General features: G+C 58.8%; 10 protein-coding genes. 4 read left to right on the plus strand and 6 right to left on the minus strand.

What is annotated here, in order from left to right; translation table 11 throughout:
- Positions 1-9 precede the first annotated feature (9 nt).
- The 5 genes from HNQ65_RS08315 to HNQ65_RS08335 all read right to left on the minus strand — a co-directional run bounded on the left by HNQ65_RS08315 (position 10) and on the right by HNQ65_RS08335 (position 9,767).
- The gene (locus HNQ65_RS08315) at positions 10-2,997 is read right to left on the minus strand and encodes a right-handed parallel beta-helix repeat-containing protein (RefSeq protein WP_184339057.1); all 2,988 of its coding nucleotides are present in this window, start codon (positions 2,995-2,997) and stop codon (positions 10-12) included.
- Between the two features lie 28 nt (positions 2,998-3,025).
- A complete protein-coding gene (locus HNQ65_RS08320; protein ID WP_184339058.1) occupies positions 3,026-4,870 on the minus strand; it encodes a DUF4838 domain-containing protein in 1,845 nt (614 codons plus the stop codon).
- Between the two features lie 143 nt (positions 4,871-5,013).
- Entirely contained in the window at positions 5,014-5,931 is a 918-nt protein-coding gene (locus HNQ65_RS08325; protein WP_184339059.1) for a glycosyltransferase family 2 protein, read from the minus strand.
- Between the two features lie 83 nt (positions 5,932-6,014).
- Positions 6,015-7,505 carry a sugar transferase gene (locus tag HNQ65_RS08330; RefSeq protein ID WP_246437974.1) on the minus strand — a complete coding sequence of 497 codons (1,491 nt, stop codon included), beginning with the start codon at positions 7,503-7,505 and terminating at the stop codon, positions 6,015-6,017.
- Between the two features lie 147 nt (positions 7,506-7,652).
- Positions 7,653-9,767, minus strand: coding sequence for a TonB-dependent receptor (locus HNQ65_RS08335; RefSeq protein ID WP_184339061.1), 2,115 nt, complete (start codon positions 9,765-9,767; stop codon positions 7,653-7,655).
- Between the two features lie 97 nt (positions 9,768-9,864).
- Between HNQ65_RS08335 and HNQ65_RS08340 the strand changes: the two genes are divergently transcribed.
- The 4 genes from HNQ65_RS08340 (at position 9,865) to HNQ65_RS08355 (ending at position 13,078) form a co-directional block, all read left to right on the plus strand.
- The gene (locus tag HNQ65_RS08340) at positions 9,865-10,797 is read left to right on the plus strand and encodes a metal ABC transporter substrate-binding protein (RefSeq protein ID WP_184339062.1); all 933 of its coding nucleotides are present in this window, start codon (positions 9,865-9,867) and stop codon (positions 10,795-10,797) included.
- A 148-nt stretch (positions 10,798-10,945) separates the two neighbouring features.
- Positions 10,946-11,374, plus strand: a complete 429-nt coding sequence (locus HNQ65_RS08345) for a hypothetical protein (RefSeq protein ID WP_184339063.1) — start codon at positions 10,946-10,948, stop codon at positions 11,372-11,374.
- 1 nt (position 11,375) lies between these two features.
- Positions 11,376-12,194 (plus strand): metal ABC transporter ATP-binding protein, encoded by an 819-nt coding sequence (locus HNQ65_RS08350; RefSeq protein WP_184339064.1) that lies wholly within the window; start codon positions 11,376-11,378, stop codon positions 12,192-12,194.
- Positions 12,195-12,229: 35 nt separating this feature from the next.
- On the plus strand, positions 12,230-13,078 hold the full coding sequence (locus tag HNQ65_RS08355; protein WP_184339065.1) for a metal ABC transporter permease: 849 nt from the start codon (positions 12,230-12,232) through the stop codon (positions 13,076-13,078).
- Positions 13,079-13,106: 28 nt separating this feature from the next.
- Here the strand turns inward: HNQ65_RS08355 and HNQ65_RS08360 are convergent, their stop codons facing one another.
- On the minus strand, positions 13,107-15,539 hold the full coding sequence (locus HNQ65_RS08360) for a DUF2357 domain-containing protein (RefSeq protein ID WP_184339066.1): 2,433 nt from the start codon (positions 15,537-15,539) through the stop codon (positions 13,107-13,109).
- Position 15,540 lies beyond the last annotated feature (1 nt).

The raw sequence follows: 15,540 nt of genomic DNA on the forward strand, positions 1-15,540 counted from the left end.
GCCTTCAGGTCATCTCAGCGCTTCAGGCACCACACCTACCGGCACCCCATCGCTCGCCTTGCTCGACGGATTTTCTGCACCCGGGAAGAAGTCTTTGAAATCAAGCGGCGCAAACGAGTCGCCCTCACGATGGAGTTCCACCGCGCGCCACTCACGTTCATCGTTGTCGTTGCGGGGCACGAGGCGCGGCGCTGCCCCGATGCCTGGATTGCCCGTGAATGTGTTCAGCTCTTGTCGGAACTTGGTTTGCATTTCGGCAAGCAGAAGATTCTCTCCACGATAGGTCGCTGGATCTTCATGACCCACTTTCTGGCCGTGAACGTACGCAGTTTCAACAATGCGGCGTTGGTCGCCAGGAATGCGGGTGTAGAAAAGATTGTGATCTGAGCGCAGGGCGTCGGCGTGCCAGATGCGCAGCAGCGCATTGTTAACCTTCGTCGGAATGCTGTCGCAGACGAGGTTGTGATGAAAATGCACCAGCACGTCAGGCGTTTCCATATGCGCGGTCATGGCCCGGATGAAGTTGTTGTAGAAAACGCAGTGTCGCACGGTGAGATCAGGGCAGTTGCTGGCGCCAATCGCCTCACCCATTCCGTTGATGAAAACGGAATTTTCCACCAGCAACTCGTGCGTGTTCGTCGCGCCGATGAAAGTTCCCACGTAGCCTTCCAGTTCTCGACCATCGTGAAAACAGCGTCGGATGATGTGATTCGATCCGCCGGTGATGTGAATGATCGGCCCCAGCTCCGGCGCAAAACGGAAGTGCCTGAAGCGCAGACCGTCGAGAATGATGCGATGTTTTTGTGGAAGGATAAAGGCGTTTGCACGGAAGCGCTCGCTGCCATCCATCCACACCACCTCGCCAGGGGCGGCAGCAAACGTGATCGGCGCACCGACATCGCCACTGCTGCGGACGCGCACGGTTTCCTCATACACACCGGCGTGAATAAGCACGGTGTCACCCGCACGCGCGGCATTCGCAGCGTCGTTGATCGTTTTGAAATCCCCGGGCACATGCAGCGTGCGCGCGGTGTGTGGTTCGGCGGCGGTGGTGACAGTTTGTATTTCATAAACGGCCTGCGTTTTGTCTGCCGGTGGCTGATGCAGGGCAAACACCCGTTGCTCGTCCTTGCGGCGGGAGGTGATGCGAAACTCATAGGCTTTTCCGGGCTGCAAGCCGGTCAGGCTCACGCTGTGCTGGCTGCCGCGTGGTGTCTCGACCTTCGCCCCACCCCATTCAAGCGTCGTGGCGGCGGCCTGTGTGGGCGTGCTCCATTCCAGCGTGGCGGTTGTTGTCGTCACGTCATGCACGCTGACCTTGCTGATGGGCAGCGGTCGCGTACGACTAAGTCGCAAAAACGGCCCGATCGTCGAGCCATGCAGCCCACGGCCGATGAGCGCTGAATCATCCGGCAGAATTTCGCTCACAGCCGCGCCAGCGACATTCGAGTGCTCCCAAAGTTCCACCAGCGACTCCGCGTCCAGCCTCCTCTCCGCGACGACGTTCGAGATCAAACTGCCGCCACGCGATTCATCAACCGTAAGCTGCCCTTTGATCCAATTGTGCGCGAGGACCAGCTTCGGCGACTTGTGGATCGAAAGGCTGCCGAGCGTGCAGAACTCAATCCGCAAGTCCTCCGAGCCAGACACAGTCACCTTCTCGTGAACCTGAAGCCCGTTTAGCCGTACACCTGGAGCGTCTCGGATAAAAACTTCCTTCACCGCGACACGATCATGACCATGTCTGCGGAAATCAGCCTTCGCACCGGCAACGAGCGCCTCATCATACTCGCCAGCCATCAGATACACCGTGCTGCAAGCCCCTGCGGCACGTGCAAGCGTTTTCCAGGGCCTTGCTTTCGTGCCTGGATTCTCATCATTCCCGCTGGGTGAAACAAAGAAGACATTTACCATGCGGTAATCATGATTCAACACATCCGCAAACCGCGCCGCGTCTGACGGCGTGGCTCCGGAGGGCAGCTCGATGTTCTCCGCGCCCGGCGGACGGTAGAACTTGCGACCTACGCACACGTTGCCGCGCTGCACTGCGTCCTTGAGATCACCTTTGATCATGACACTCGCGTTGATCGCGAGGTTGTCGAGCATCGCACAACCATCGCCGCCGCTGTAAAAGGTGATGTCGTTGCGGCTTGTGCCCGCGTCAGGCATGTGCCCCTCGACGCGGTTGTGCTGAAAGGTTGTGCCCGCCACGCCCCAGCCGACGATGTTGTTCCCGATATCCACATGCCGCGACCAGTTGCCAAAGGCCGTACAATCCTCCACCACACAGCCCCGGCCTTTGCCGAGCAGGTGAATGCCGCCGCTGTTTAGATACGAGGTGCAGCGCCGCACGCTGCAGCTCTCGCAGTCCTTCAACATCAGCCCCCAGCGTGTGCGTGATCCCTGCTGCGGATCATAATCGCGATGGCTGAAGCCGGTGAAAGACAGGCCGTCAATGATGACATGCTTCGAGCCCGTGAGCAGCAACCCGTTTGCATTGGTGATGGATGCACCCATGGCATGGCATTCTGGCGGCAGCGAATCCGATGCATGAACATAAAGCAGGTTGTTTTTCTCATCCTGGTAAAAGCTCATCAATGAAAGCTCCACCTCCACCGCGCTCATCTTCGGCTCCAGCGTGCGAAACGTGCTGTGCTCAAACACCGACTCCACAGGCCGCCCCACTTCTGTGACAAAAACATCCCGCAGCCCCGGTGCTGGTTTGAAGTCCTTCAAGTCCAAATCTCCCCGCAACAAGACGCTGCCAGCACGCCACGCGCGAATTGTGATCGGAGCCTTGGCCGCGCCCACCAGGGTGGCAGACACCGTCTCCCGATACTCACCGGGCATGATCGTGAGGGTGTCTCCAGGTTTGAGCGCAGCCACACCTTCGGTTATGGTTTTGAAACCTCCAGGGCCGACGTTGTGTTCGGCGGCGTGCAGTGAGAACAACGGGGCAAGCAGCAGTGCGGCAAAGAGTCCGTATTCTTTGTTCATGATCCGGCAGATGGGAAGGAATGATTCGTTACTCGGATGGCGGCAGAGGCTGTGCTTTGTGCATGAAATATCTTGCCGGAGGCGCCCCTGGAGTTTCGGAGCTGTTTGCGAGTCTTTCGAACTCCTCGTCCGTCAAAGCGAACCCCAGATCCTCATCAGCACGCACATAGCCAGCACGACGCAGCTCACGGTGAAAGAACCTCATGTTGTCCACGAATAAGCCGATGCGCTGCTTTGCCCGCCGATCATTCGCCTTTGCGAGCGCCTCCTGACACAGCCTGTGAATTTGCGGCAGCAGCGGCAGGTAGATCTTCTGGATCTTCGGTTTGTCGATGTCGTATTGACCGGCGGAGTAATGAAACGGTTCGACCTGCTGTTTGAATTTCCGAAACGCATCATCAATGAGTGCATAGACACGCCCCATGGCTTCGCCTCCTTCAGCGTAGGCGAGCATCAGCCACTCGCGATACATCGCGTCCACGTCGGCATCCGCCTTCCACATCAGGCGCGCGAGCAGCCAGTTGTTCGGTCCTGCGTAAGCCCAGTTTGACTCCACGGCCTCGCGCACGCTTTCAATGCCGTGCTTCTTCAGCGCTGCAAACTCCACCTTCATCAGCTCTGGCGCCGGTGCCAGCGGTGCGCAGCCGCGGGAGCGATGCCAGTGCAGATAGTTCGAGTAGCCGAGGTTCGGAGCGGTCCGATGCCATCTCTCGGCGAGTTGATCAAACTCAGCACGGTATGCCTCCTTGTAGAGTCCGAGTCCATAAACATCCAGAGGAGCCCACTCGACGAACAAGTGCTTGTCCAGCTGCAGTGTCTCAGAGGGCGGATACTCGTTCGCGCCATACACGAGCGCGCCGATCATTCTGCCTGGATGCGCCTTGGAAACCTGACCCGCCACATCATTGTAGAAATCGAGCAGATTGCGCGTCGTCGATTCTTTGCCATGGGAGTTGAGCGTGATGTGCGCTTTGCAGCGGTCGCAATGGCAGAAGCTCTGTCCGTCCGAGGGAGATGCGCTCATCATGAAGCGCGATGGATTCGCGTCGAACTCCTGAAGAAGGCTCTTCGCGAAGGCGCCCGCGGCCTCTGGGTTGCGTGTGCAGAACTTGTAATTGGGCTTCTCCGGATACGGATTCACGGCAGCCCAGTCGGGATGCGAATCTCTGATGCTCTGCGGCATCAGTTCATTCCATGAATGGCTTGAGTCCACCCACAATGCCCCTGCATCGCCTGCTTGAGTACCCACGCGGTTGCGCAGCGCCCATTGTCGAACCAAAGGCGGATCGCTCAATTCCAGCTGTCGTGAAGCAAAAGAAGGCGCCTCCATGAGATTCAGAGGCGGCACTTTCAGGCGGTCATGATGAGGGATGATTTCCCCCAGTTCCCCCGGCATGATCCAGCGCGCCCCGACGACACGCTCAAGAAACGCATACGCGCCAAACAAGGTGCCCCTGCTAGACCCGCCACGGTGTGTGGTCCGGCCATCCGCCGTGTCTTTTCCCACGATGAATACCGCGCGTCCATGCGTGAAGATTCGGAAAGACTCCTCAGCCATCGTCTCGGCCTCCACGCCCGCCGCACGCGCCGCAGCACAGTCCCCCAGGCAGATCATCGGCGGCTTGGCTTCGGTGATCACCGGCAGGGTGCTGCCCGTCGCCAGTCTGATCACCCGCTGGATTTCATCCGCCGCCAGACGGACAGATTTCGGCGCCACAGGTTCATAGTAGAGAGAACACACCACTGTCCCTTTATCCATGACCACCAGCTCACTCGTTTCAGGTGCCGGTGGCTCTTTTGCGCTCACAATAATCAACGGCGAAAGCAGAAAGGTGATGAGGGGAATATGTCTCATGGCAATCGCAACAAACATGATCAGGCTCTAATTAGCTGGACCCTAGCGCGCCCCAAGGCCCCGGCTTGCGATGATAAACGCTAGCAGAATGGACTGTACTTCATGGTTTGAATGCCCCAACGCCAGCCAGTGCAGGGCGTATGCAATGCCTGCGCTACGACTCAAGTCTGCGGAAACCGGCGGCTGTCCCGGCACCAGAGAAGAAAACCAACCGGCAAGCCGGACAGCCACAGCAGGCGGCCGCCGAGAGATTTCAGCATGCTGAACTGATTCATGACACCGACTCCGGTCAGAAAGGCGAAGCGGCTGTACTGCACCGCCGCGCGCATGATGCGCAGCGGCGCGGTGAAAAACCAGACACTTTCACAGTCCAGCACCATCTGAAACATGAGGCGATGCCCTTCGGCATTCGTGCGTGGATTCACGCGCCCATGAACGAGAGAGGGCGCATCAGTCCAGTAGATGCGCAGCTCTTCGTTCACATGCCGCGTCAGGTAGCGCTGGGACACCTGGCACCAGATATAGGACTCGGGAATGTAATGCCCGGAAACATTCTCCGGGTAAGGGAACTGACGCAGCACGTCCAGCCGCAGAAAGCCCCACTTCTCCCCCCTGACCTTGTGCCGGTATTCAAGCTCGGCCGCCGAGCAGTCGAGCGGGTCAGCCGGAAACCGGTTGCCGACGAGCTGGCCGTTCTGATCCTGGCACAGTCCTGTGACTCCGGAAAACTTTCCGCGCACATCCGCCGGGATGCTTTCCCAGTGATGCTGAAGGCGCTCCAGTGCATTCGGCAAACAGCCATCGTCCGAGTCCAGTTTGATGATGAGCTGCCCCTGCGCCTGGTGAAGCGCCACATTGTGCACATGAAAAGCACCGCGGTGCGGCTCACGCATATAGCGCACAGGAAAGGTGGCCTCGTTCTCATAGCGGGCCATCAAGGCTGCGGTGTCATCCGTGGAGCCGTCGTCCACCACCAGCCACTCAAAATCCCGGCAGGTCTGCACTTGCAGGCTGTCAAAAACCCGATGCAGCGTGTGAGCGCGGTTGTAGGTGGGGGTGAAAACCGTGAACAGTGGCATGGTGTAATCACAGGGCTGAAGCCTGCGGATTCAAGATGAAAGCACGGCCGGCAAAACCGCGCCAACCTCATCTTGTTCAAACCTCAGTAGGCATTATCCCGCTTGAAGAAGGTCAGCAGCATGATCTGGAAATCGAGCCAGAGGCTCCAGTTTTCCAGGTACCAGAGGTCGCACTGGATGCGCTCGCCGAGATCAGTGTCTCCGCGGAGGCCATTGACCTGAGCCCAGCCGGTCATCCCGGGCTTGGAGTGGTGGCGGGCATTGTAGTGAGGGATCTGGTGCTTGAAGCTGTCGATAAGCTCAGGGCGCTCCGGGCGTGGGCCCACGAGGCTCATCTCACCCTTCAGCACGTTCCAGAACTGAGGAAGTTCATCGATGTTCCACTTCCGCATGAAGGCACCCACCTTGAGGCGGCGCGGGTCGTCTTTGACGCACCACTGCGCGCCTTTGGCGGCCTCGGCGTCCTTTTTCATGGAGCGGATCTTGATGATGTTGAAGGGCACACCGTTGCAGCCCCAGCGGCGCTGATGATAGAAAACAGAGCCCTTGGATTCCAGCCAGACGAGGGTGCTGAACACTGCGATGATCGGAGCGCTGAGCACCAGCCCAACGGTGCCACCAATGATGTCCACCGCACGCTTGAGGATGACATTGAGGGTGTCGTCCAGCGGCAGGCGAGTGACGCCCAGCACCGGGGTCCCGGCGATGGTTTCCAGCGTAAGTCCGGACACAAACACGCGGAAATAGGAAGGAATGACCTTGAACTGGATCATTTCGCGTTCGCAAAGGTTGGCCAATGCGATCATCTGCTCACGCGGGCCATGCAGGTCGGCGACGACCACCATGTCCACGGCGTGCGTGGCCACGAGGTGCTCCACCTCGCTGAGATCTCCCAGGCAGGGCACACCAGCATCCTCAGGCTGACTGTCTTCCGGACTGCCGGTCCTGACCCAGCCCATGATGTCGAAAGAGCCAGCCTGATCCCGCTTCATGGTCTTGAGGAGGCTCACTGCCTCATCATTCCAGCCGACAAACAGAGTGCGCTGCTGAAGGGCCTCGATGCGGCCCGGGGCACGCAGACAGGACATGAAAAAGGCTCGCCAGCCCAGAAGGAACAAGAGAGCGGTGGCACCATTGAGACCCACATAGACGCGGGAGATGCTGGGCTGCAGCTTGAGGGCGAGCGTCATGGCCAGGAATCCGGCTGTCCAGACGAGAACGCCTTTGGCGATCTTGGAAGAGATCCAGCGGGTGCGAAGGAGGACGTTTTTGTGGTAAATATCCTGCCAGCCGAGCACCAGGATGAGCGTCAGGCTGCCCAGCGCCATGTGGCCGCTGTACTGACGGAAGGACATTTCGTCGAAGTTACCGAATTCCCGCAGCACCGTATGGAAGCGAAGCACAAAAGCTGCGTAAGCCGCCAAAACTGCCACCACGAGATCGCCCAGAATGCTAACGAGAACCCAGAAATGAGGCGAAATCTGCTCTTTGACCCGCCAGGCACGCCTAGCTTCCAAGGCATGAAAAACTGCGGCGTTTCCTAAAATGCTAGAATTTGGGTTGGTTGCATTCATCGCGTTCTAAATCTAACTGCCTAAATTATAGTCAGTATATATTTAGCCGCAACCAAAAGGTCTGAAAATTATCTCATTTGTGTAAATATGTGCTTTTTGGCGTATCAATTTTGATAATCATGGAGCTTAAACTTTAAGGAAACTTATTTAAAAGGTTAGCTTCATTCCAACCACCAGACCACGTCCTGGGAGGGGAATCCGGTCCTTGAGGACGGAGGTGTGCTCTCGGGCGTCCTCGTTGGTGAGGTTCATGCCTTTGGCATACACATCGAGGACAGTGGGGCCCTGCAGGATGCGGTAGGTGAGGCTGAGATTGACGAGAAAGTAGCTGCTGGTGCGGAACTCATTTGCGGCCAGCTGGCTCTGGGGGGCGGCGTAGATGCCCTCCAGACGTGCACCGAAGGCACCGTGCTCCATGATGAGGGTGCTGCTGAGATGGAAGGGGGGAGTGCGGGGCAGCGCCTGGCCTGTCTTCAAGTCCCGGGCACGTAGTGCGTCTGCACGCAGCTGCAGGTGGAGATTGCTCTGATGCTCCGGCGGCTCGGTGGTGATGGGGTGCAGGAGGTGGAAGGTGGCCTCCAGCTCTGAGCCGATGAACTCGGCGTTGGTGGCTTGATAGAGAAGCTCGTTGTAACTCTCGCCACCGACCACGTGCACGACGCCGGTGGGGAACTGGCCGATGAAGTTGCTGAAGCGGTTGTAGTAGCCACTGATGCTGCCGGTCATCCAGCCGATGCGTTTGCGGAGGTTGAGGTCGAAACCGAGGGACTTTTCCTGCTTGAGGCTGGGGTCGCCGATCTCAAAGGCACCGGTGGCGGCGTGGGTGCCATTGGCAAAGAGCTCCTGGTAGGTGGGGGCGCGCTCGGCGTGATTGATGGTGAATGCGATGGCGTATTCGTCATTGGGAGTGAAGACCACACCCATCGAGCCGCTGAGGTTGTCGAACTGACGCGAGAGTCCAGGGCCGAAGGCGGCGCTGTCGAGAGACCGGACAGAGATGTGGTCGTAGCGGCCGCCGAACTGGAAGCTGAACGGGCCACGGGTGACGTCCTCGTAGAGGAAGAGGGCGTCTGCCTGGGTGATGGTGGAAGGCAGGAAGGCCTCGTCTCCAGTGGTGCTGAACTCGCTGCGGTCTGACTGGTAGCCGACGACGCCTTCCATGCCGGCGATCTTCTCGTGCTTCACTTCGATACGTCCATCGTATCCGTTGTTTTTGAAGAGCGTGGAGGGCTGGCCGCTGTCGAACTCGGTGTGCTGGTAGCTGGAGGTGGCGAGCTTGTAGTTGATCTCCTTGATGAGAGCGAAGGGCTTGTAAAAGGCACCACGGACATCCAGGCGGTGCTGGTGCATGTCGATGACCACGTTTTGCTCGGCGGGGGAGCCGTAGTTGGTGTGAAATTCGGTCCAGGCGAAGCCGAAGAAACCTTTGTCCCAGACGTAGCTCGTGCCACCTGTTAAGCCTTCAGAGCGGAGATTGCTGTTTGGGACGATTTTGGAGACTTCGGTCTGACCGGGAGGAAGCGGGTCTGCGGCCTGGGCGGCGGAGGTGCGGGCGTAGCCGGGGATGCGGAAGTCTTCGGCGGCACGGGTGAAGGCCTCGACGTGGAAGGCGAGACCTTTGTAGCCGCCTTCGACCATGGCGCTGGTGAGATAGCCATTGTCCACGGAGGTGAAGCGGTCATTGAGGGCACCGCGGATGGTGCCGTCGAGTTTCTCATCGACGATGCGGCCGTCGAGGGAATTGACGACGCCGCCGATGGCGTTGGAGCCATACAATAAGGTGGCAGGACCGCGCACAACCTCGACTGATTTGAGATTTGAGGTGTCGAAACTGAGGGCGTGATCGACGCTGGTGGCGGAGGCGTCGATGGTGTTGAGGCCGTTCTGGAGGATGCGGATGCGGTCGCCGTCGAGGCCGCGGATGATGGGGCGGCTGGAGGCGGGGCCGAAGTAGGAGCTGCTGACGCCGGGCATGCGGGCGAGGGTCTGGCCGAGGCTGGGCTCCAGGGCGAGGGTGAGGCTTTGGCCGGTGAGGACGGAGGCGGCTTGGGCCTGCTGGAAGAGGGGGCGATCCAGGGGGGCGGTGATGACCATTTCGTCCATGGGGATCTCCTCCACATGGCTGGCGGAGTTGGCGATTTGGCTGATTTTATTGTCGGTTTTTGTGTCGGATTCCGCAAAAAGGACGCCGGGTAGGGTGGCGATGACTACCAGAAAGTATTGAAAACGTGGAATGTCGGAGAGGCGCGGGAGACGTTTCATAGTGCAAATGGGTTGCAGGACGGAGCCCGTTTATATGCAACCTGATTGCAATTGCAAATCATTTGTATTTTTGATTTTTGTGACCTAGCTTCGTTTCATGAAGCAGCTCTTTTTGACTTTTGGGTTTCTCGCCGCAGCACTGCCGGCCCTGGCCGCCACCAAGGTGGCGACACTACACCCCATCCTGGCGGATCTAGCGCGACAGGTGGGCGGGGCGAATGTGGAGGTGGTAGAGATTCTGAAGCCGGGGGCGGACATTCATCACTTTGAGCCGGCGCCGAAGGATCTGGCGGAGATGCGTGGGACGAAGCTGCTGCTGGCTTCAGGCAAGGGACTGGAGAGCTTTCTGGACAAGCTGCGCGACAGCCTGGGGGCGGATGTGAAGCTGGTGGAGGTGGGGGCGAAGATTCCGTCCATTCCGTTTGAGGAGCATCATCATGAGCATGCGGAGAAGGAGAAGGATCATGACCATGAGGAGCATGATCATCATCACCATGGGTCGGAGGACCCGCACTGGTGGCATAGTGCTGAGAACATGAAGCGTGCGGCGCGTGTGGTGGCGGATGAGCTGAGCGCGGTGGATCCGGCGAATGCGAGTGCGTATGCGGCGGGGGCGAAGGTGGCGAGCAAGCGTTTTGGTGAGCTCAAATCTTGGGCGCAGAAGGAGATCGCGAAGATTGGGAAGAAGGACCGGCTGCTGGTGACGGCGCATGGGGCCTTTGGGTATTTCTGCAAGGAGTATGGGTTTGAGCCGATCTCGCTGCTGGGCATCGGGCGCAGTGATGATGCTTCTTCGAAGCATGTGGCGGAGACGATCGAGGAGATCCGTGAGCATGGGATCAAGGCGGTGTTTCCGGAGGATCAGGCGAACCCGAAGGTGCTGGCGGAGATCGCGCGGAGCACGGGGGTGAAGATCGGGGAGCCGCTGATCGCGGATGGGACGGCGAAGGTGGCACATACGTTTGAGACGATGCTGGCGCACAATGTGAGGTCGATTGTGGCGGCGCTGGCTCCGGCTGCGGCAAAGTGAGGAGTGCGTTGGGCGATTGACGGAATTTTGAACCACTCATCGGACACTAATAAAACACTAATGTCGGAGGCCGGAATGAATGCCCATCGTGTTCACGACTGCACAATGACCTCTTCTAATCAGATCTCTTTTAACCGTTCCTGATGTCATGCGAGGTTCTCCGCCCATTCAGATTTTTTTGCTTGGCTTGATGTTTGTCGTGCTGGCGGTGCCGTTGAGTCATTTGACGGGGACGACGACGCCTGTGAAGGCTGCGGTGGTGGCGAAGGTGGTGGAAGAGAAGGGTGTGAAGGGGCTGGTGAGGGTGCGGTATGCGCACAGGCCGGTGATGCTGAGTGTGAAGGTTGGGGAGAAGGAGCTGGTGACGGCGATTGAGGAGTCGCCGATGGAGGTGGATGCTCCCCTGCCCTCGACGAAGGATGGGGTGGATGTGTTTGTGAAGGCGACGTGGCCGGAGGGCACGCCGGATACGGCGGTGACGGTGGAGCTGGAGCCGGATGGACTGGCGACGCGGAGCGAGACGCGGTGGTCGTCTGCGGCGAGTTTGGATGAGGTGATCACGTTTGAATGGAAATGACATGAGCGCGGCTGTTTCCCATTCCCCTACTCACACCAAGGAGCACGTCTGCTGGGGCGGAGGCTGCGCGCATACGCAGCACCATCGGCTGGAGGTGGTGGACCTGAGCGTGCAGTACCAGGAGGTGCGGGCGCTGGAGAAGATCCACTTTGCGACGGAGTGCGGGCGGAGCATGGCTCTCATAGGCCCGAATGGCGCGGGGAAGAGCACTCTGCTGAAGTCGCTGGCGGGATTGATTCCGGCTGGGCGGGGGAAGATTTTGTGGCGTGGCAAGGCGCTGACGCGGAGCAGCCATGAGATCGCGTATCTGCCGCAGCGTGGGGATGTGGACTGGAATTTTCCGATCACGGTGCGCGGGCTGGTGGAGATGGGGCGCTACCCGAACCTGGGGTGGTGGCGGCAGTATTCGAAGCATGACGCGGAGATTGTGGAACGGGCGCTGGTGAGCATGGACCTGTGCGATCTGCAGGAGCGGCAGATCAGCGCGCTCTCGGGCGGGCAGCAGCAGCGGGCGTTCATCGCGCGGGCGCTGGCGCAGGAGGCGCATGTGCTGCTGCTGGATGAGCCGTTTACGGGGCTGGACAAGCCGGCGCAGGAGAATCTGAGCCGGTTGTTCAAGGAACTGACGGCGGAGGGACGGCTGCTTATTGCGAGTCATCATGATCTGCAGACGGTGGGGCAGATTTTTGATGATGTGCTGATCATCCGCAGGCAGCAGGTGGCGTTTGGGCCGGTGAAGGAGGTGTTTACGCCAGGGAATATTGCGAGTGCGTATGAGAGCGGGGAGGCGGCGAACGGAAAGATCAAAACTGAAAGCTGAAAGATAAAACCTGAGAGCCGAAGAGCCTTTTCTCCATGTCCACCTTTGCTGATTTCCTTGCTGAACCGATTGCCAAACGGACGCTGATGGCGTGTTTGATGATTGGGTTTGCGAACGGGTTTGTGAGTGCGTTTGTGGTGCTGCGGAAGGATGCGCTGAAGATTGGGACGCTGTCGCACTCGCTGCTGCCGGGGATTGCGCTGGCGGTGCTGATCATTGGGCTGAGCCAATGGAGCGCGCTGGCGGGGGCGATCTTTGCGGCGCTGATCGTGGGGCTGGGGTCGATCTTTCTTTCGCGGACGTCGCGGCTGGATCAGGACACGGCGATGGGGGTGCTGTACACGACGGCGTTTGCGGGGGGGGTCTTAATCTTGAAGAACCTGGACCTGCGGCAGAAGCTGGATGAGTGGCTGTTTGGGAGCATCGTGGGCATGGCGGACTCGGACCTGTGGATCGCGTTTGGGATCAGCGCGATTGCGGTGATCACGCTGACGGCGCTGCAACGGCCGCTGCTCATTTATCTGTTTGAGCCGAACATCGCGGCGAGTCTGGGGGTGCCGGTGCGGCTTTTAAACTATGCGACGTTTGCGGTGACGATCCTGGTGTTAATCTCATCGCTGCAGGCGGTGGGGTGCATTCTGAGCGTGGGGCTGATGGTGGCGCCGGCGGCGACGGTGTATCTGCTGACGAACAACGCGCGGACGTTGTTCTGGGGCGGCGGGATCATCGGCGCGATTGGGTCGGTGGCGGCGTTCTTTCTGTCGTATCCGCTGGGGTGGAGCGTGAGCGCCACGATCATCGTGGTGCTGGGGGTGTTTTTCCTGGCGGCGTATGTTTTCAGTCCGAAGTATGGGCTGTTTAGCCGGAGGAGGGGGGTGGCGTAGAGGGGGGGATGGAGCGTTTTGCGATGCTTCAAATCCTCGACGCCAAAAGCTCGCGTAGACTCAGCACTCTGGGATCGGCTAATCGGTTGCCCAGTGTTTTCTTGCGGTAAGACCGTCGTGCCTCGTAGTCTTCCAGTTTTTTCCCAAGCTCGACGCCATCCCACTTCTTCCCGTCAAAAGCATGATCTGGCTCCACTTCGAAGATGGCATAAATTTCGCCGCTGGCTGCACCGGGGTAGCCGCTGCCTTTCAAGTCATTCGCAGTGAATACTCTGTATCCCGGCTTGGAGTCCTTCAGCCGCAGCAGGCCATCGGCCACCTTTCGCTTATGAGTGAACAGAAGCACATGCCGGGCACTCGCAAACTCAGGAGAAACATTCCACGATCCAGGTCGATCTCCCAGTCTCACCACAGCAAACCCACTCTTCAGAGTCCATTCCAGCTGCTCGGGGCTGTTATACCATGCCACTACCACATGATGTTCAGCAGGCGGCAGCGCACGCCCCGTGTCACTCATTTCATCGCGTTCAGCGAGCACCAGGTTGCCATACGGCACTGGAGCTTCGTGCAATTTATATGATTCCGCTGTGTGGAAAGTCGCACGTTCGCGGGCTGTCGTCCGGTTGGAGAGATGCTCGATCACTTCATCCAAGAAAATTCGCAATGCCTCCATGCCATCCGCTGTACCATCACTGCGAGGGCGGATGGCAAAAGCACCCAGCCCCGGCAGCACTTCATGGAAACCTTCAAACTCCGCAAACTTCTTCCCATCACCTGGCATGCCGGGATAGAGGACATAGGCACCAGCAGAGCGGCGGATAGCATCGCGATAGGCGTGCATCTTGAGCAGGTCAGCATATTTTGCCGCCGTAGGCGGGGACTTCTCGGTTGCGGCGCGGTCTTGGATGAAGTCATCGTCCTCTTCACTGCCGAACATCACCTGAACATTCTCCACGCGATACTTTGCATCAAAATGGACGTGCACCAACATGTCGCAGGCTTCCGCTTCATTCCTGTCGAACTCCGCAGGCCAAATCGTGATTGTGTAATCCGGCTGAACCCCCCGCGTCCAGCTTCCGCCTTTCTGATGGTCACGATTGCGAGCAAATTTCTTATTGAAATGAAACTCCGCTTTCAGGGTCCGCTTTGCCGAGGCCGACAAAGCACCACCGATAGGCGATTGTAACTCGATGCCTCGCTGGAGCTTTAGACGCGGCAATCCTGCATCCTTTTCCACCAAGACCGAATGCAGCGGAGCCGTGCATTCGAACTTGCTACGGAACAGCGCCTCAAGTTGGAAGAACAGCCAATACTCGTAGAGCGTAGCAACATTCCGCGCCCCGCCACGCCAAATTTCGTTTCCACCATCCCAGGCAAGCTGCGCGCCCACATGGAACTGCAGCCACAGATTCAATATCTCACGATAGCCAGGCTTGCGTTGCAGCACCGGACTACCTAGGGGCAGCAGTTCAGGTCGTGATACATCAGGAAGAAAGCCACGTCCTAGCAGCGTATCCAGCCGACTGCGCAAACGTGCCACTTCACGCAGCAAACGTACGTTGTCCGTATTAACCGCATCCGTCGCATCTCGACCCAGCATTCCTGCAACCTCCGCAAGGAAGTCGCGAAACTCCACCAACACCATCTTCACAAAGCGGTTCTCCCCCGTGTCCAGAAAGTCCGTTCGCTTCATCACTTGAATTCGCACAGGCAAACTTGTCAGTGCCGGATGCATCGCACGAAGTGGATGCCCTTCTGGCAGCGCTATGCGGTCGCCAGCCTTGCCTAGTTGACGTACAAAATCTCGACCCGGTTTAAATGGGCGTGAAATCGACTGTTCCTGCGCCTCATTTTCCAGCAGGCGATGCGGATTTCGTAACACCTCATCCACCGCGCCGCGAAACGCCACCGACTCAAGTGTGTGACGCAGAAACTCCAATTGCTGCTCCAACATCGCTCGGTTGTCCTTCCATGCCGACGACAACCGCAGCCGCGTTGGTGCCCGGCTGTCCAGAAGCAAACCCATGCACTTTTCTGCGATACAGTTCAGCATCCCACGATAATGCTCGCGATAGCGCAACTTGATCGAGCGCACCTCAACCGCTCCGCACGCCACCACCTCATTTCCGCGCATCAGTTTCAGCGGCAGCACCCCGCATTGATCGCCCGGCTCGATCAACCCGCCTCCATCGCCTGCTGGGCTCGCCGACACACCACGCTCCTCTGAGAGCGAAAGCCCCGCATCACCTACGATCTTGTAAAGGTAGCGCCCACGCTCCCGCAGTTGCACTGACTCCTCATTTTGCGCTTCGGCCTCTGCTTCACTCAAGCGAATCAGGTCTGCAGCCTCGCCCGTAGCCCCTTTGTCCTTGCGCGTACTCCAGATCATCACCTTCGCCACCTCACGGCCCTGATCATTACGACAGGACACAGTCACTGGGTTTTGTGCTTCCGCAGGCATC

Origin of the sequence: Prosthecobacter vanneervenii (assembly GCF_014203095.1) — a bacterium.
GTDB lineage: Bacteria > Verrucomicrobiota > Verrucomicrobiia > Verrucomicrobiales > Verrucomicrobiaceae > Prosthecobacter > Prosthecobacter vanneervenii.

Excerpts from the sequence above, each read along its gene's own strand:
- HNQ65_RS08315 (WP_184339057.1), bottom strand. The coding sequence starts at position 2,997 with ATGAACAAAGAATACGGACTCTTTGCCGCACTGCTGCTTGCCCCGTTG.
- HNQ65_RS08320 (WP_184339058.1), bottom strand. The coding sequence starts at position 4,870 with ATGTTTGTTGCGATTGCCATGAGACATATTCCCCTCATCACCTTTCTG.
- HNQ65_RS08325 (WP_184339059.1), bottom strand. The coding sequence starts at position 5,931 with ATGCCACTGTTCACGGTTTTCACCCCCACCTACAACCGCGCTCACACG.
- HNQ65_RS08330 (WP_246437974.1), bottom strand. The coding sequence starts at position 7,505 with ATGAATGCAACCAACCCAAATTCTAGCATTTTAGGAAACGCCGCAGTT.
- HNQ65_RS08335 (WP_184339061.1), bottom strand. The coding sequence starts at position 9,767 with ATGAAACGTCTCCCGCGCCTCTCCGACATTCCACGTTTTCAATACTTT.
- HNQ65_RS08340 (WP_184339062.1), top strand. The coding sequence starts at position 9,865 with ATGAAGCAGCTCTTTTTGACTTTTGGGTTTCTCGCCGCAGCACTGCCG.
- HNQ65_RS08345 (WP_184339063.1), top strand. The coding sequence starts at position 10,946 with ATGCGAGGTTCTCCGCCCATTCAGATTTTTTTGCTTGGCTTGATGTTT.
- HNQ65_RS08350 (WP_184339064.1), top strand. The coding sequence starts at position 11,376 with ATGAGCGCGGCTGTTTCCCATTCCCCTACTCACACCAAGGAGCACGTC.
- HNQ65_RS08355 (WP_184339065.1), top strand. The coding sequence starts at position 12,230 with ATGTCCACCTTTGCTGATTTCCTTGCTGAACCGATTGCCAAACGGACG.
- HNQ65_RS08360 (WP_184339066.1), bottom strand. The coding sequence starts at position 15,539 with ATGCCTGCGGAAGCACAAAACCCAGTGACTGTGTCCTGTCGTAATGAT.